Source organism: Arthrobacter sp. PTI12 (assembly GCF_056679915.1).
This window is the reverse complement of record NZ_CM155256.1, coordinates 1,061,362-1,077,755: the sequence shown is the minus strand read 5'-3', so window position 1 is coordinate 1,077,755 and position 16,394 is coordinate 1,061,362. Positions and strand designations below refer to the sequence as shown.

The 16,394-nt window shown below is 64.6% G+C and carries 18 protein-coding genes; 4 read left to right on the top strand and 14 right to left on the bottom strand.

Annotation, left to right across the window (positions count from 1 at the left end):
• Positions 1-85: 85 nt before the first annotated feature.
• The 3 genes from AC1MBU_RS05360 to AC1MBU_RS05350 form a co-directional block, all read right to left on the bottom strand.
• Positions 86-1,228 carry an AI-2E family transporter gene (locus tag AC1MBU_RS05360; RefSeq protein ID WP_277357068.1) on the bottom strand — a complete coding sequence of 381 codons (1,143 nt, stop codon included), beginning with the start codon at positions 1,226-1,228 and terminating at the stop codon, positions 86-88.
• 70 nt (positions 1,229-1,298) lie between these two features.
• Entirely contained in the window at positions 1,299-1,625 is a 327-nt protein-coding gene (locus AC1MBU_RS05355; RefSeq protein WP_479789128.1) for a DUF202 domain-containing protein, read from the bottom strand.
• Position 1,626: 1 nt separating this feature from the next.
• Positions 1,627-2,013: a YidH family protein gene (locus AC1MBU_RS05350; RefSeq protein WP_277357085.1), complete on the bottom strand. Its 387-nt coding sequence runs from the start codon at positions 2,011-2,013 to the stop codon at positions 1,627-1,629.
• A gap of 242 nt (positions 2,014-2,255) precedes the next feature.
• On the opposite strand from AC1MBU_RS05350, the gene AC1MBU_RS05345 reads away from it, so the two are divergent.
• Positions 2,256-3,350, top strand: a complete 1,095-nt coding sequence (locus AC1MBU_RS05345; RefSeq protein WP_479789126.1) for a VIT1/CCC1 transporter family protein — start codon at positions 2,256-2,258, stop codon at positions 3,348-3,350.
• On the opposite strand, the gene AC1MBU_RS05340 is transcribed toward AC1MBU_RS05345, so the two are convergent.
• Positions 3,311-4,381 carry a DUF808 domain-containing protein gene (locus AC1MBU_RS05340; protein ID WP_479789124.1) on the bottom strand — a complete coding sequence of 357 codons (1,071 nt, stop codon included), beginning with the start codon at positions 4,379-4,381 and terminating at the stop codon, positions 3,311-3,313. The genes AC1MBU_RS05345 and AC1MBU_RS05340 overlap by 40 nt on opposite strands.
• A 299-nt stretch (positions 4,382-4,680) precedes the next feature.
• Here AC1MBU_RS05340 and AC1MBU_RS05335 point away from each other — a divergent pair, with 299 nt between their 5' ends.
• The gene (locus tag AC1MBU_RS05335; RefSeq protein ID WP_479789122.1) at positions 4,681-6,234 is read left to right on the top strand and encodes an LTA synthase family protein; all 1,554 of its coding nucleotides are present in this window, start codon (positions 4,681-4,683) and stop codon (positions 6,232-6,234) included.
• 92 nt (positions 6,235-6,326) lie between these two features.
• On the opposite strand, the gene AC1MBU_RS05330 is transcribed toward AC1MBU_RS05335, so the two are convergent.
• The 9 genes from AC1MBU_RS05330 to AC1MBU_RS05290 all read right to left on the bottom strand — a co-directional run bounded on the left by AC1MBU_RS05330 (position 6,327) and on the right by AC1MBU_RS05290 (position 14,107).
• Positions 6,327-7,379 (bottom strand): S66 family peptidase, encoded by a 1,053-nt coding sequence (locus AC1MBU_RS05330; RefSeq protein ID WP_479789120.1) that lies wholly within the window; start codon positions 7,377-7,379, stop codon positions 6,327-6,329.
• Between the two features lie 45 nt (positions 7,380-7,424).
• Complete coding sequence (locus tag AC1MBU_RS05325) at positions 7,425-8,291, bottom strand: glycosyltransferase (protein ID WP_479789117.1); 867 nt, start codon at positions 8,289-8,291, stop codon at positions 7,425-7,427.
• A complete protein-coding gene (rfaE2, locus tag AC1MBU_RS05320; protein WP_479789116.1) occupies positions 8,288-9,781 on the bottom strand; it encodes a D-glycero-beta-D-manno-heptose 1-phosphate adenylyltransferase in 1,494 nt (497 codons plus the stop codon). Before rfaE2 ends, AC1MBU_RS05325 begins: the two co-directional genes overlap by 4 nt.
• Positions 9,778-11,196 carry an aldehyde dehydrogenase family protein gene (locus tag AC1MBU_RS05315; protein ID WP_479789112.1) on the bottom strand — a complete coding sequence of 473 codons (1,419 nt, stop codon included), beginning with the start codon at positions 11,194-11,196 and terminating at the stop codon, positions 9,778-9,780. Before AC1MBU_RS05315 ends, rfaE2 begins: the two co-directional genes overlap by 4 nt.
• A 100-nt stretch (positions 11,197-11,296) precedes the next feature.
• On the bottom strand, positions 11,297-12,238 hold the full coding sequence (locus tag AC1MBU_RS05310) for a Rieske (2Fe-2S) protein (RefSeq protein ID WP_479789110.1): 942 nt from the start codon (positions 12,236-12,238) through the stop codon (positions 11,297-11,299).
• An 88-nt stretch (positions 12,239-12,326) separates the two neighbouring features.
• Entirely contained in the window at positions 12,327-13,247 is a 921-nt protein-coding gene (locus AC1MBU_RS05305; protein WP_479789108.1) for an NAD(P)/FAD-dependent oxidoreductase, read from the bottom strand.
• Between the two features lie 39 nt (positions 13,248-13,286).
• Complete coding sequence (locus AC1MBU_RS05300; RefSeq protein ID WP_471672922.1) at positions 13,287-13,529, bottom strand: hypothetical protein; 243 nt, start codon at positions 13,527-13,529, stop codon at positions 13,287-13,289.
• Positions 13,530-13,546: 17 nt separating this feature from the next.
• The gene (locus tag AC1MBU_RS05295; protein ID WP_471672921.1) at positions 13,547-13,891 is read right to left on the bottom strand and encodes a DUF8129 domain-containing protein; all 345 of its coding nucleotides are present in this window, start codon (positions 13,889-13,891) and stop codon (positions 13,547-13,549) included.
• A 6-nt stretch (positions 13,892-13,897) separates the two neighbouring features.
• Positions 13,898-14,107, bottom strand: a complete 210-nt coding sequence (locus tag AC1MBU_RS05290) for a hypothetical protein (RefSeq protein WP_277359876.1) — start codon at positions 14,105-14,107, stop codon at positions 13,898-13,900.
• 166 nt (positions 14,108-14,273) lie between these two features.
• Between AC1MBU_RS05290 and AC1MBU_RS05285 the strand changes: the two genes are divergently transcribed.
• Together AC1MBU_RS05285 and AC1MBU_RS05280 are read left to right on the top strand one after the other, a co-directional pair.
• Positions 14,274-14,471 carry a YegP family protein gene (locus AC1MBU_RS05285; RefSeq protein WP_277359877.1) on the top strand — a complete coding sequence of 66 codons (198 nt, stop codon included), beginning with the start codon at positions 14,274-14,276 and terminating at the stop codon, positions 14,469-14,471.
• Between the two features lie 27 nt (positions 14,472-14,498).
• The gene (locus AC1MBU_RS05280) at positions 14,499-15,692 is read left to right on the top strand and encodes a glycosyltransferase family 9 protein (protein WP_479789105.1); all 1,194 of its coding nucleotides are present in this window, start codon (positions 14,499-14,501) and stop codon (positions 15,690-15,692) included.
• Here the strand turns inward: AC1MBU_RS05280 and AC1MBU_RS05275 are convergent.
• A complete protein-coding gene (locus tag AC1MBU_RS05275) occupies positions 15,658-16,371 on the bottom strand; it encodes an SDR family oxidoreductase (protein ID WP_479789103.1) in 714 nt (237 codons plus the stop codon). The genes AC1MBU_RS05280 and AC1MBU_RS05275 overlap by 35 nt on opposite strands.
• Positions 16,372-16,394 lie beyond the last annotated feature (23 nt).

Genomic DNA, 16,394 nt, shown 5'->3' with positions numbered 1-16,394 from the left:
TCCGCTCCCCAGTACAGAAACTGCCCGCAGGTGCAGGGCTGCCGTTTCGAACCGTTGGCCCTGCACCCGCGGGCAGTTTCTGTGTTTACGGTTCCTGCGCAGGCACCGCCCCGGCGCCGTCCGGATCGGATTTCGCAGGCACAGCAGCCGGCTCCGGCTCATCCTCCTCGTTCCATGCCTTGATCGCCGCCCACGTAACTGCGGCCACCGGTACGGCAAGAATCGCACCGACGATGCCGGCCAGGATGGTCCCCGCGGTCAACGCCAGCAGGATCACGAGTGCGTGGATGTTCAGCGAGCGCCCCATGACAACCGGCTGCAGGAAGTTGCCTTCCAGCTGGTTCACAACGACGACGGCGAGAATCACCATCAGCGCAACGAACGGCCCGTTGGCCACCAGTGCAACCAGCGCGGCGAGGACTCCCGCAACGGTTGCGCCGACGAGTGGAACGAATGAGCCGATGAACACGATCACGGCCAGCGGGATGGCCAGCGGCACACCCAGAATCAGCAGGGCGATGCCGATGAACACCGAGTCCACGGTGGCGATAATGGCCGTTCCCCGAACGTAGCCGCCCAGCACGTCCAGGCTCCTGTGCCCAACGCGCTGCGCGCGGTGCAACCGTTCCCCGCGGAAAGGCCGCAGCATGAAGGCCCAGATCTTGTCCCCGTCCTTCAGGAAGAAGAACAGGATCACCAGCATGAGCAGCGCTCCCGTGAGAAAGCTGCCGGCTGCGCTGAGCCCGGTCAGCGCAGTACTACCCACGGTCGAGCTCGTGGCGAAGTCGATCAGGGATTGCCGGGCGCTTTCGATTTGCTCCTGGTCAATCGGGATGGGACCGGTCTGGATGAAGTCGTAGACCTGCTGGAAACCCTCGTTGGCCTGCTGGATCAGCTCGTCGAGCTGACTGCGTACCGCGAACACAATCCCGGTGATGACGCCGCCGAGCACCACCAGCAGCAGCAGGAAGGAGGTGGCAGTTGCCAGCGCGCTCGGCCAGCCGCGGCGTCGCAGCATGTTGACCAGAGGGCTGATGGCTGCGGCGAGGATCAGCGCGAGCAGCAGCGGAATGACCACGAGCCGCACCTGGATCAGACCGTAGATCGATACCACCAGCAACGTCAGGAGCAGGAGCAGCTGCGCACTGCGGAGGCTCACCCTTCCGAGGCCGTCCCTCCATGGGTTCGGCTGGTTGCGTGCTGCATTGGTGTCGCGTCTGTACTCCACGGCGCTTCTTCCTGGTATGAGAGGGCATGCTGAAATCAGGCGGGTTCGCTACTACCCTACGTGCAGCCTGTTACAGCGGCAGGAACAGCACGGTGTAGATTCCGAGCGCGCCCATCGCGAACACTGCCAGCGAGGTAGACATCACCGCCACAACATCCGCGTCCACCCGTCCCCGCGAAATCCCTGCGACGCTCCGCGCATACCTGCGGCGCTGGCTCACATAAATGCCGAGCGCCGCCGCCAGTGCCGCAGCCACAAGCGTTCCAGCGAACCAGCCGTAGGTTGGCACCCACCGCAGGAACAGGAGACTGGAGCCGACCAGCGCCGTCATTGTCCTACCCCAGGCCAGTGATGTCCGCTCCGGCTGAAGGCCGGAGTCCCGGACCAGCGAAATCACTTCAACTGCTCCGCATCAGCACGAAAACAACGACGACGGCGGCAACTACCGACCCTCCCAACGCCAGCAGCGGCGCCAGGAAAGGAAGCGGCAAAGGCGTGCCGTGCCGCATCGCACGCTCAACATTGAGCCAGCGAAAACACGCCAGCGAAGAGATGATCATCGCAAGCAGGAGCAGCAGGACGGCCAGGGCGGTCCGCAGCTGCGGCTCGAAGATCGCGGTGGTGAACGCCTCCACGGCGATCCCGCCGGCCATCAGCGCCAGTGAGGTGCGGATCCACGCAAGGAACGTACGTTCGTTCGCAAGCGTAAACCTCGGGTCCGGCTCGGCACCTCCGCGCAGGAGGCGGCGGGCGAGACCGCGCCGAGCGCCGTCGTCGTCGTTCATTGCGGTATCCACCGCCTCATCCTAACCAGTGCCGGCTTCAGGACCCGTTGCGGGTACCATGGATGTTTGCGAAGGGGAGTAGTTCCGGAGTGCAATGCGCTCCGCGGCCTGTCGACATACTGGTGATCAGCGATGATGCCCGGCAGTCCACCGCATCAGCGGCGAACGAGACCTTCGGCCATGCATTCGTTAATGGCCGGAGCTCCTCAACAGCCCTGGCCGGAGAAAATCAGGAGCCGGCTGTGAGCCCCGAGGTAACCCGAACACCCGCCGAGATCAAGCGTTGGCGGCAGTATCTCGCCGACGAACGGGCAGAGGCTGCAACCTACCGCTACCTTGCCCGCAAGCGCGGCGGCGAGGAGAAGGAAATCCTCCTCGCTCTCGCCCAGGCTGAGGGACGCCACGAACAGCACTGGCTCACCCTGCTGGGGAACGACGCCGGCAAACCGTTGCGTCCGTCGCTGCGGAACCGGATTCTCGGCTTCCTTGCCCGGCGCTTCGGCTCCGTGTTTGTGCTGGCCCTGGCCCAGCGTGCCGAGGGCCGCTCCCCCTACGCTGCGGACCCTTCCGCGACCAGCGCAATGGCTGCGGACGAGCAGATCCACGAGGAGGTTGTGCGGGGCCTCGCAACGCGTGGACGCAATCGGCTTTCCGGCAACTTCCGTGCCGCGGTCTTTGGTGCGAATGACGGCCTGGTGAGCAACCTGGCTCTTGTCATGGGTATCGGCGCAACAGGAGTCTCGAGCGCGTTCGTGCTGTTCAGCGGTCTCGCGGGCCTGCTCGCCGGCGCGCTGTCCATGGGCGCCGGCGAATACGTGTCGGTGCGGTCGCAGCGGGAGCTTCTGACAGCGTCACGTCCCACGCAGGTCACCCTGACGGCAGCCAAAGAGCTCGATATCGACGCCAACGAACTCGTGCTGGTCTACCGCGCACGCGGCATGTCCCCTGAGGCAGCAGAACATCGTGCAGCCGAACGCCTGGGGCAGTTCAGCTGTGACTGCGATCCGAGTTTCTCGCTCCAGCCCGAGCGTCAGGAACGGCAGGACGACCACGAGAGCGTGGGGACAGCGATGGGAGCGGCAGCCGCGAGTTTCTGCTTCTTTGCCTCCGGGGCAGTGATCCCCGTTCTTCCGTACATTTTCGGGCTCACCGGAATCACGGCTGTGATTGTTGCCTGCGCCCTGGTGGGGCTGGCGCTATTGGCGACAGGCGCCGTCGTCGGTTTGCTTTCCGGCGCCTCTCCGCTCAAGCGGGCACTGCGTCAGCTCGCCATCGGACTCGGAGCGGCCGCAGCGACCTACGTTCTGGGGTTGGTGTTCGGCGTCTCTGTTGCCTGAGCGGAAGTTGCCTGAGCGGAATCGGCGTTGTGTTTCTTCGGCCGATAGCCCGCGATTGCTGCGCGTACGTCTCCCTCCTCGTGCCCGCCTTTGTCCTTGCCGAACGGCAATGCCTTCAGCAGCGGGTGCACGATGGCCATGACGGCGAGGCCCCAGGCAAGTCCGACGATTGCCGACAACAGCGTGTTCACGAGCCAGGCCAGCAGCCCACCCACCACTGCAATACTCACGAACGGTTCTTCGAGGGAGTGGATGAGGTCGTACGGCGGGTGCCATCCAAGGTCATGGACGCCCTGCACCATGATGTGGCCACCTACCCAGAGCATGGCGATAGTGCCGATGAAGGTAATCGCGGCCAGCACCGCGGGCATTCCCTTGACGAGCAGCTCACCGAACCGCTTGGAGCCTGCAGAGTCTTTGGTTGTCAGGTGCAGCCCGATGTCGTCCATCTTGACGATCAGACCAACGGCTCCGTAAACGAGCACGGTGATCGCGATAGCCACGACAACCAGGATGAGCGCACGGGACCAGATGGACTCGGCGGCCACCTCGTTCATCGAGATGACCATGATTTCGCAGGACAGGATGAAGTCGGTGGTGATCGCACCTTTGATGACCTTGGCTTCTGCCTCGGGGCCTCGCTCCACCGCTGGCGACTTCTTCGCATCGTGTTGGCCGCGGAGCTTGTGCCAAACCTTCTCGGCGCCCTCAAAGCAGAGGTAGGTGCCGCCCAGCATCAGGATGTAGGGGATGATGCCCGGGACGAAGGCACTGACGAGGAGCAACGCCGGCAAAATGATCAACAGCTTGTTGCGTAGCGAGCCCCAAAAAATGCGCTTGATCATTGGCAGTTCGCGGGACGGATCAGCCCCGGAAACGTACTGCGGGGTGACTGCAGCATCGTCAATCACAACGCCGGCCGCCTTTACGCCGGCTCTTGCGGCTCCGGCTGCAACGTCATCCACCGACGCGGCCGCTATGCGGGCCAGGGCTGCGACGTCATCCAGCAGGGCTACCAGACCGCCGCTCACCGAGTGCTCCCATGATTTTCAAGGGCGGACGGCTGACCGTGGAGGCCTCGGTCGAGGCGCTGTGAAGACATGCTCCGAGTATATTCTGATGTCCCGGTCACCGCCCCGGGGACGGACCCGTGCTGACGATCTGTGATGGTGACACGGCAGAGGTACAGGCGGATGTTCGATGAAGTTTTCCTTCGTGGCTCGCGCATGAAATCCTTATGAACTATGGATATACGACTGGGCACCCGTGAACCGGACCACGATCGAGGGTGTTCAGCGGACATCCGAGCTGCGAAAGGCGAGGGGTTGCCGTGCTCGGCTCAATTCTTTCAGTAACCCGGCGGGCTGGCGCTTTCCTTGGTCGCACGTGCATCTACGCGCTGATCTGGGCGGGCCTCGCACTGCTCATCGCTGCTGCCATCATTCGTTCCCACTGGGGCGAAATCTCCGTTGGCCAGATGCTGCTGAACCTCGTCTCCGTGGAAACCGACGGCGGTGGCGGCCCCATCATCTGGATCGCCGTCCTGGGTATCGGTGTAGTTCCGCTGCTCATCACCGCCGGGATCGCGCTGTGGCGCTACGCCCGGCATCGTAGGCGGCGGAACAAGACGGCGGTCATTCCGCCGCGATCGCAGTGGATCATGAACACTGTCTCCGGCGTTCTGGTGGCCGGACTGGTTGTCGCGGGCACCACGTCCTTCGCCAGCACGGTCAGCCTGTGGGATTACATCAAGGCGGCGAATTCGTCGTATGACATCGGCAACTACTATGTGGAGCCGACGGTCACCGGCGATGCGCTCAAGCGAAACCTGGTGTTGATCTATCTTGAGTCCGGTGAAGGCACCATCGCGGATGACCAACTCTTCGAGAAGGACGCATTCGCTTCGCTCAAAGAGGTCACCAAGGCTTCAGACGGCTGGCAAAGCGTCGAGAGTTTGCGCGAGTACAAGGGTGGTGGCTGGACAATGGCCGGCCTCGTTTCGACGCAGTGCGGCATCCCGTTGAAGGGCACAAGTTCCGCCATGGGAAGCGGCGCGCTGAACAGTCTCGGCGGTGAAGTCGACACCTATCTGGGTGGGGCTACCTGCCTGGGCGATCTTCTGGACGAGCAGGGATACAAGAACGTCTTCCTGGGCGGCGCCAATGCTTCATTCGCCGCGAAGGACGTCTTCCTGAGCAGTCACGGTTACTCCGAGATCAAAGATCTTTCCGACTGGCGCGCAGCCGGCGAACCAGAGAACAACTTCCGCAGCGACTGGGGCCTGAGCGATGAACGCCTGATGGCCTACGCCAAGGATGAGATCGACGTGCTGCACGCCGAGGCGGAGAACACCGGGCAGCCGTTCAACCTCACAATGCTGACGCTGGACACACACGCCCCGCTGCACATCTATGACTATTGCGACGTGGACACGGAGAACGCGACCACCTCGGTGTTCGCCTGTTCCATGACCCAGGTGGCCGGATTCGTCGACCACATGAAGGAGAAGGGCTACCTTGACGACACCGCCGTGGTGATCATGGGCGACCACCTCAAGCAGTTGACTACCGGCGACCCCTTTGAGGACCAGTTAAGCGGGAACGACAACCGCACCATCTTCAACCGGATCTGGATCCCGGGAGCGGACAGCAGCACCATCGTGCGCTCCGAAATGGACCAACTGAGTCTGTACCCAACAATTGTGGAGGTGGCCGGCCTTACGCTCCAGGATCAGGAGGCAGGCCTGGGCGTGTCAGCCTTTGCTCCATCGGTGTCCGCTGACTCAGCGCAGGCGATGAATCCTGATGCCTACGCTGAGCTGCTCGACGCGGCCTCTGCGCAATTCTACGCAGAGGCCTGGGCCGGCGAGCCAGCCATCGAGTAGCGCCGGGGTCAGCATTATCGCGGTTAAGCGGCCCGGGGAGAGGCCTACGCCGGCCCTGTCCTCAAAACCTACCTACCAAATCGATCTGACTCCTACTTATAGAGGGCGCTTATTGTGCGGGCGGTTCCGTTCATCGTGATCCGTCCGCCATAAGGCAGGATCCATTGTGGCCGCGTATGCCCGAAGGGCACACCAGCGCAGACTACGGCGCGAGGGTTGTATGAAGTCACCTGCTCGATGACAGCACCGTACTGGGCTGCCCGTAGGCCGGCGCGTTCCCGCCGCTCAGGGCGGGCTCCGAAGTCGCTGGTGGGAGGCCGCGCAAGCAGAACCCCTTCTACTGCTTCGAGGATGCCGCGTTCACCCAGTGCCCGAATCCAACGTTTTACCCAATCAGCAGGAGGAATCAGCTCGCTGGTCTCCAGCAACAATATTGACCCGCGGAGATCCGCGGCCCGCGGTAGACGATCTGCCAGGGCGAGCTGATCGATGACCTCCAGACAACCTCCCCAGGTCCGCCGGGACACCTTGCGTTCGGGTCCAGCCCAGGTCCACGCTTCGGTGGGCTCCCGCTCTCCGAACTCGACAAGCGCATCAGGGTCTTGCCAATCAAGTCCAAAGTCTTCTGATTCACCGGGCTCGACGATTTCCAACTCTTCGCCCGTCATCAACGCAGCTTTGAGGGAGGCACGATGGACGCCGTCAATCTGAGGTCCCGGTCCGAGGTGAACCTGAGTTGACCCGCCGTAGAAACCTGCCACGCCCTGCTGCCACAACCAATTGAGCAGGTTCGTATTGTCGCTGTACCCAAGGAAGATCTTCGGATCGGCACGAACCGCCGCCGGATCCAGCAGTGGTATGACGGTGATCTGGTCGTCGCCACCGATCGTCGACAGAATGGCACGAATACTGGTATCCGCGAATGCCGCGTTGAGGTCAGCAGCGCGAGCTTCCGCTGTCGCCCCGAGCGCACGAGTAGTGGGGAACTCCACGGGAATGAGCCCAGTTACAGCGGTCAGGCGGCTCATTGCCTGCTCATGAATGGCCGGCGCGAAGCCAGGCGCCGCGAACGAGGGCGACAACACCGCAACACGGTCACCCTTGGTGAGCTTCGGCGGCGACACAATTTCCCCCGTGGCAAGCATCCCGCAATTCAAACACAGCAGCGTTCGGTCCGGAATTCGCTCGACCTAAACCCCATCAACACCAAGCACGACGTCGGCCGCATCCGTTTCGCGGTGCGGGACGGTAGTGGGCGACTCCAGATGCACTGCCCCCGACGGCAGGATTCCGGCGCCGCCGTACCGTTCCATCACGCGCCACTGAGCGGCAACATCCTCGCCTGCATGGTCAGCCGGCAGCTGGTCCCAGAATTCGAACCCGCCACACTCCACCAGTGCTTCCCGGTTGAAGAGGACGCATCCTCCGACCCAGGCCACCTTGTACAGCCGCCAGTCCTCCGGCGCGAGGTGAAGCTCAGCCGCGGTGTGGGTGAGGTTGGCGGCGTTGTGCAGCGCCCACCGGCCGAAAGACGGGTCATCCCGCCGAACCCGCTCAGGGCGAACAGCGCGTTCCCACAGCTCAAGCGGTTCAAGCTCATGCTCCCGATAGTCGTCGAGGAAGGACAGCCCCTGCACCGCAGCGCCCACGAACCCGCAGCCGGCTTCATTCAGGGCGGCGTGCATGCGGGCAATCATTCCGGGTTCGAGCCAGACGTCGTTATCCAGAAACAGCACCTGGGCCGCACGCGAACGCTCCAGCAGGATATGCCGCTGCTGCGCCACTCCGCGTCGAGGCAGATTCCGCTCGAGAGTGACCGGCCGCCCCTGCGCGCGAAGAACCCGCACCATTGCGGCCACCGCGGGTTCCTCCCACACCGGTTCCCCGTCGGTCTGGTCACTCAAAATGACCGAGAAAACGGGGCCGTCCTGTGCCGCCAGGCCCGAGAGCGTGACAGCCAACTCTGCCGCGCGGCCGTAGGAGGGGATCAGCACGTCCAGCGCGGGCTCTTGGGAAGGAGCCGGCCGTCCCCACTCCCCTGACCAGCGGCGGCTCATGGTGCAGCAGTGGGAGTGGTGCGGATCTTCTCGACCATCGCCGTCGTCGAACGCTCGGGAACGTAATCGAGAATCCGGACCACTCCCCCGCAGCGCTCCACGACCGGTGCCTCTTCCAGCATCTGGGACGAATAGTCCCCGCCCTTCGCGTAGATATCCGGCCGTAGCGCCTCAATGAGCGGCACCGGCGTGTCGGTGTCAAAGGCCGTTACATAGTCGACACAGCTGAGCGCCGCAATGACCCCCGCCCGGTCGGCGAGCGAATTGATAGGCCGGTCCGGTCCCTTCAGGCGACGCACGGAGTCATCACCGTTGAGGGCCACAACCAGCACGTCGCCCAACTGCTTGGCCTGCGTCAGATAGCGGGTATGGCCCCGGTGGAGAACGTCGAAGCACCCATTCGTCAGTACAATCCGCCGGCCTTGCTCCCGCTCTGACTCCACCCGCTGCAGCAGTTCATCCAGCGGCAGGGTTGTCGAGGACAGATCACCCAGGTACTGCGCAAGATCAGCAGTGGAACACACCGATGTTCCAGCCCGGCCCACCACAACGTCCGCCGCAGCCTGCGCCAGATCGAGCGCAGCGCTCATCGGCATTCCCGCGGCACGCCCGGCCGTCAGGCAGGCAACGAACGTATCTCCGGCCCCGGACGCCTGTTTCTCCGAGGCGGGCCTAGCCCACGTCCGATGCGCCTGACCCTCCGCAGAGAGCAGCACCGTTCCGTCCCGATCCAGCGTCACGACGACGGCGCCCGCACCCGTCGCTGCGAAGAGCTCCTCACGGCGTTCGGTCACCAGCGCGACCCGTTCTTCCGCAGCGGTGGGCGGGAAAGCGGTGCCCAACAGCCGCGCCGCCTCCTGGGCGTTCGGCGTAACGATGGCCGGCGACAAGTCTGACCAGGGCCGCGGGTCATGCGCATCCACCACGGCGAGCGCCCCGCCAATGTGCTCCCGCAGCGCTTGCCGCACGGCCGCGCCCAGCGCTCCGGTGCCATAATCACAGACGACGACGGCGGCACTCCCGTGCAGTGCGGCAGGAACCGCCGCTGCCAGCGCGGCCACGGTATCCTCGGGCGGCTCGCCGTCCTGATCGTCAAGGCGCAGCATCACCTGGTCGCCGCCGATGATGCGGTTCTTGGTGGTTGTGCGAACGCCGAGCGCGGCGATCAGTCCGGAGGTGTCCACCCCGGCGTCATCCAGCAGCGCGCGCAGGCGGGCTCCGGCGTCGTCGGTTCCGACCAGGCCAACCAGACGCACGCTGGCGCCGAGAGCAGCAAGGTTCATGGCTGTGTTCGCTGCGCCGCCTGGAGCGTGATCCCTGCGCTGCACGTCGACGACGGGTGCGGGAGCCTCCCGACAAAACCGTTCAATGGTCCCGGTCCACCAGCCGTCCAGGATAACGTCGCCAACCACGGTCACGACCGGTGCCACACGGGCAAGCTCGATGGGCACCCGCTCGGTGAGGCCACGGGTCTCCGGCAGCGTAGTCATAATCCGGCGGACTTTCCCGGCGCTTCGATGTGCACTACCTTCACCCTGCAGAACTCGTCGAGCAGTTCCGGCCCATAGCCGAAGCCCTGGCCGCTCTCACCGCGCGGCTGTGCAGAACCGCCCGGAGCGCCACCGAAGACTGCGTTGACCTTGACCGTTCCGGCTGGTAACGCAGCAACTGCCTTCTGCGCGTGGGTGATGCTCGCGGTCAGGACATTCGCTGCCAGACCGTACTTCCCCGCAGCGGCGAGTTTGAGCCCCTCGTCGAAGCTGCCCACGCGCACCACAGGAGCCACCGGGCCAAAGGTCTCCTCCGTCATGATGTCCATCCGGTCACTGCAGTTCAGCAGGACAGTCGCCGGGTAGTAGGCGCCGGGACCGTCCGGGATCACCCCGCCCTCCGCCGGATTGGCTCCTTCAGCCACTGCTGCCTGGACCTGAGCGTGAACAGCATCGCGCAGGCGGCGGTCAACGAGCGGCGCGAACGTACCGGACTCGTTGCGCCGTCGTGCTTCGGTGATCAGCGCGGCACGGAACTCGTCTGCAATCGCGTCCACAACATAGATGCGCTCGACGGCCGTGCAAATCTGTCCGGCATTGCTGAAGGCGCCGATAGCGGCTTGCTCCGCTGCCCAGGCCGGATCCACGTCGTCGTCAATCAGCAGCGGGTCATTGCCGCCGTTTTCTCGGAGCACGTGGGCGCCGGTGAGCACTGCAGCACGAGCAATCCGGGCGCCCGTAGCGCTGGAGCCAACGTGGGCGTAGACGTCAACGCCGTCCTCCGAGGTAAGCATCGATCCGACGTCGGGACCTCCGGTGAGGGTGGTCAACACACCAGCAGGAAAACAGGGTGACAGGAGCTCGCCGAGCAGCTGGCCCACATGCGGGCAACGTTCGCTGGGCTTGTGCAGGACAGTGTTGCCGGTGACCAGCGCTGCGCCGAGCAGTCCTGCAGCAACGGCAACCGGGTCATTCCAGGGAGTAAGCAGCACCGCCACCCCGCGTGGCTCCGTGACCGTGTAGTCAGAGGCGAGTGCGGACCCGCGGAGGCTGTGTCCTCGATGCAGCGGACCCAGCTCGGCATACTGTTCAAGGGTGGAAGCTCCAGCCTCGATGCCGGCAAGAGCCTCCTCGCGTGGCCGTCCGGTCTCCCTGCTGTTCAGGTCTGCCAACCGATCCGCCCCCTCGCGCAGTGCACCGGCTGCCGCTCGAACCATGGCTGCCCGCTCGGCGGGCGCCGTCGCGGCCCACTCCGGATGGACGGCCCTGGCGAGCTGGACGGCGAGCGCAACCTGCTCACGCCCGGCGCTCTCGAGGGTTCCCACTTCGCTGCCGTCCCGCGGGTTCCAGATGGTCAGGGCGGACTCCTGGCCGGCGGCGTTGCCGCGGGTCATGGTCTGGGACTCGCTCGTCATTGCGCTCCTTTGTCTCGCAGCTGTTGCTTCGTGCCAGAGAAGTACCCATTCCGGCGCCGGTTTACACAGCCTCTGACAACGCTTTGCATCAGGCGGGCTGTCAGGAGCTGCTTCCGCCGCCATTCAGTCCGGCACTACCGGTCACCGGCTCTGTTCGGAGACTGCCGGGATCGGCAACCGGCCGTACCTCAACCCTGCCGTTCAGCGCGCGCACCTCGAAAGCCCGCTGCGGTCTGGTTGCAGGGCCCCGGTCGATCTGCCCGTCCGTCAACCGGAAGCGGCTGCCGTGCCATGGGCATTCCACACAGCCATCCACGATCGTTCCCTCGTGGAGCGGCCCGCCGCGGTGCGTGCAGCGGTCGGAGATGGCCCGCAGCTCACCATCATGGCGGACGAGCAGCACAGCTACTCCGCCGGCGTCCACGCATACCGGCTTGTCGCTGACATCCTCGAGGGCGGCAACGTCGGTCCAGTCCGGCGGCGCAACCTCGAAGGCCGTGGTGTCGGTGCCGACGCCGCGCGCGTAGGCGAGGTGCCCGCCGAGCCAGCCGGACGCTGACACGAGACCCATGCCGAGCGCCGCCGTCAGGACGCCCGCACCACGTGCCTGAGTGGCGCGCGCAGCGGCGCTGGCGGTGAAGACCCCGAGAGCCGTGATGTTGAGGGCCGCGTGGACAAAGCCGACCCGGCGCTCGGCTCCCTGTGTATCTGCCCAGTCGCTGAGCCCGGTCAGGGCCGTCGGCAGGGCGGTGAGGTTTCCGAGGATAATCAGCCGGCGCGCCGCCGTCGCACTCCCGCCGTCAGGTCCACCGGCCAGGTCAAGGAAGAAGGCTGACACCCACGAACCCAGGGGGAGCAGGATCAGGATGGGGTGCGCCGGATGCCCGGTCCCGGTGCCGCTGAGAAGATTCTTCACGGGCCCGGGCTTCAACCATTTACCCACCAGGTTTGCGAGCGCGTTGGCCGGGCGGTCAAGGGCTTCAGCCCGTTCCACCCGCCCGATGATGTTATCCAGCGAAGCGTTGATGGTGGCCATGTCCATGGCGACCACTCCTTCCAGACGGTGAACCAGCAGATAGTCCGACGCTAGCCCAGCCCCCCTGGAAGGGGAAGCAATAAGTACGCTTATTTTATGGAAGTGAGCTCCGGGCCTGAGCTACGTCATCCTCAATCAGCGCTGCGTTCACCGCCACTGCAAGCCGGTAGGAGTCGCCGGCGGCAACGATGACCTGGGCCGCCGGATCAGCAGCATTCCCGGTTGCCCAGATTCCCTCAACGCCGGTGCGGCCCAGTTCGTCGGTGGTGACACACCCGTTCTCGGAAGTTTGACAGTCCGGGACCTTGATTATGGAGGTGTCAACGGTTGCGCCCGGTTCATAAAACAGGGCGTCGCACGCGTGGAGCTCCCCGTTTTCCAGCCGGACGCCGGTGAGGGACTCGGGTCCGCCGATCAGCGCCTGCACGCAACTCCGGACAACTCTCACGCCGCAGGATGCCAGATCAGCAGCCGTTTCAGCGTCAGGTTCTGCCATGTCATGAGTAAAGAGAGTGACGTCATCCGAGAACTGCCGAACCAGCAGAGCCTGCTGGACTGAGGACCCGCCCGTTCCCAGGACTGCGAGCTTCCTGTCCCGGTACTCCCAGCCATGGCAGTACGGGCACTGGAACAGGCCCCGGCCCCACCGGGACTCGGCGCCCTCGACGTCCGGCAGCACATCCCGTAGGCCGGAGGCGAGGATGATGTGCCGGGCGGACAGCATCCGGCCGTCATCCAGGCACACCCTGCGATCGGGGTAGATCTCCTCCGCCGTGGCGTCGGTGAGCTCGACACCGTAGCTTCGGACCTCCTCGCGCGCCAGCTCAAGGAACCTGGCGGGCGGAACCCCATCGCGCGTGAGATAGCCGTGAATATGCTCCGCCCGCAGGTTGCGGGGTTTCCCGGAGTCGACGACGGCGACCCGCCGCCGCGCACGCCCCAAAAGGAGGGCGGCACTCAGGCCAGCCGCGCCGCCTCCGATAATGACGACGTCGTACTTGTTGTCTGTGTTCACGCGACGCGCCGTCCTGTGGCCGGCCCCGCTCCGGGCGCCTTAGGTGGAGACGTCATTCTCAATGTCTTCGGCGAGATCATCGACCTTCTCCGGCCGCAGGTGCACTCCGGCCTCGTCCAGCCTTTCCTCGAGCACATGGGTCACGTCATCCTCCACATGACCGAGCCGGATTTCGGAGCGGACGTCCTCTGCCACCGCTTCGACGGTCTCTTCCTGTGTCTCGACAGGATCAGAGCTGAGCGGTTTAGAGCTGAGCGGTTCGGGGCTGGCATCAGCGGTCATGGAATCAACTCCTTGAATCAGCGCGGCTGGGCCGGGTTGGTGGGCACTCCCTGCGACGGCGGATTCACCGGCGGGCCTGATGTTTCCGGGCTCACGGGCGAACCACTGCTGCTGCTGGTCTTCTCCGGAGTGTCAGGATTTTCCGGTCCGCTTGGTACCGCGCCGTTGCGCAGTGCGTCCAGCCTGTGCTCAAGGACCTGCACAATGGGAAGCCTGTCTCCGTGTGCCCGTTCATACTCCAGGAGCTGGGAGACAGCCTCCTCATCGAGTCCATTGATGCGCGTGGGCAGGGTTCCCAGCGGGAGATGGTCATAGTCCGGCAGGGGAAGGTCTTCATGCCGAGGAGAGTTGCTCTGCGTCATGGGTTATCACTCCGAAGGTTCAGTGGCTACGTCCGAGGGCTCTTCACTACCGCGCGAGTCGTCCTCAAGGTCATCGTCAATACCGTTGTTGTCGTCGAACTCGGTTTCCTCAACTTCTTCCGGCGAGTCTCCTCCGCCCGGATCGTCACATCCGGTCAGCAGCACGGCGCTGATACCCGCCGCAGCTGCGATCGCCCATAGCTTCTGCTTTGCCATGACCAGTCTCCTTCCGCTCGAGGATTCGGGGGTGGACCACCCTCCATCAATCAACAGTATGCTTACTACTTTCCTCTTGTCGATGCTTGTCAGCCTTCCCCGTGATAAGCAGGCTGATAATCTACGATGAATAAACGCCAGACACCGCGTAGCAAGGGAGTTTGAGATGGCAGGCAAGTTCGAGCTCTACTTCGATGATGCGAAGCGTTACCGGTTCCGACTGACCGGAGACGACGGCGCAACCCTGATGACGAGCGAGCCGTACAGCGACAAGCCCACAGCTGTGTCCGGGATCAACGGGATCCGCGACTGCGCATCCACGGCGCTGATCGCTGACCTGACCGACGGTGACGAAACCGAGTAGCCGTCCTACCCAATCCCGGAGGTGACAATGACCAACAGCCTGGCAGCGAACCGGCAATCCGCAGCAATGGGCTCGGGCGTCGGCCCGCTCCTGGACCCGTTCCCCAACGTCGAGCGCATCGCCGTCCTTCGGGGCGGGGGCTTGGGTGACCTGATGTTTGCCTATCCCGCTCTCAGCGCCCTTTCCGCGGCGTATCCGGAAGCGTCAATCACCCTGCTCGGAGTTCCGCTGCACGCAGAGCTCCTACGGAACAGGCCCGGTCCGGTCGCTGAGGTGGAAGTCCTTCCCTACGCGTCCGGAGTCCGCCCCGGGCCTGAGGACGGGACGGCGACCGCCGACTTCTTCGCAACGATGCGCGCCCGCAGCTTCGATCTTGCCGTCCAGATTCACGGCGGAGGCCGCAACTCCAACCCGTTCCTCCTGAAACTGGGCGCCCGGCATACCGTCGGAACCCGTACGCCGGACGCGGTCCAGCTGGAACGCAGCGCGCCCTATGTCTACTACCAGAACGAGTTCCTGCGGTCCCTTGAAGTGGTGGGCCTGGCGGGAGCCGCACCGGTATGCCTTGAACCGCAACTGGTGGTGACGGAAGAAGAAAGGGCTGCCGGGCAACGGATTACGGGCGCCGGAACACGGCCGCTTCTGGTGATCCATCCGGGTGCCACCGATCCTCGGAGGCGATGGCCGGCGTCGTCGTTTGCCACGGTTGCGGCGTGGGCTGCACGCGACGGCAGTGACGTGGTGATTGTGGGCGACGACGGCGACGCCCCCTTGGCAGCGGAGATTGTCCGGTTGGCAGGGGGTCACCACAGAGATGGTCACCATGCAGGAGTTCAACCCGGAACTGAAGTCCCGGGTATCCGGTCCCTGGCCGGACAACTGTCCCTCAGCGAGCTCACCGGCGTGCTGTCAGTAGCCACCGTTGTTATCGGTAATGACAGCGGACCACGGCACCTGGCCCAGGCGGTCGGGACGCCTACAGTCGGGATCTTCTGGGTGGGCAACGTCATCAACGCCGGCGCCATGGGGCGCGTGCTGCACCGCGTGCACCTCGCCTGGGCCACCAACTGCCCGGTGTGCGGCGTGGACGTTACGCAGGTGGGCTGGACCGCTGAACGGTGCGAGCATGATGACTCGTTTGTCCAGCAGATCCAGCCCGACGCCATTTACGACGACGTCCGGGACCTTACGGCCACGACCCCTCTTCTTCGTGGCAGATAAGCATCTGCCGGACCTCGCAGCCCCGCGGCTGTGACAGTGCGAACAGGATCGCGTCCGCCACGCGCGCCGGGTTGTTGAGCCGTGAGTTGTCCTGCGGCTTGTACTTCTCGTCCCGGTCATCGAAGAACTTGGTCTCCATGCCGCCCGGAATCATGGTGGTGACTCCCACCTCGCCTGCCATTTCCGCCGCCAGTGCATGGCTGAAACCGACCACTGCGAACTTCGAGGCGCAGTAGGCGGTCGCATCAGCGACAGCTCGAATACCCAGGGTCGAGGCGATGGTGACCACGCGTCCGTGGCTCGTCTTCAGGTAGGGCAACGCGGCGCGGACGGTGGACACGGTCCCTGTGAGATTGACCGCCAGCACCTTCTCCCATTCTCCCGCCGCCACGTCCTCAAGCCGGCCGCAGCGATCTATGCCCGCAGCCGTGACGACGGCGTCCAGTCCGCCGAGCGTATCGCCCGCCTGCTGCACGGCGCCGGTCACCGCTTCACGGTCTGCGACGTCGACCTCCAGCGCTTTCACCCCGGAGACACTGCTGATGTCCCGGTCCAGCACGATGGGGGTGCCGCCGGCGTCGAGCACGCGGGCTACAACCGCCGCTCCCAGTCCGGATGCTCCGCCGGTGACCAGTACACGGCCCGGATTGAAGGTGCTGTTGCTTTCAGGAACAGACATGTGGTCCTCTCTGTGTTCGTTGA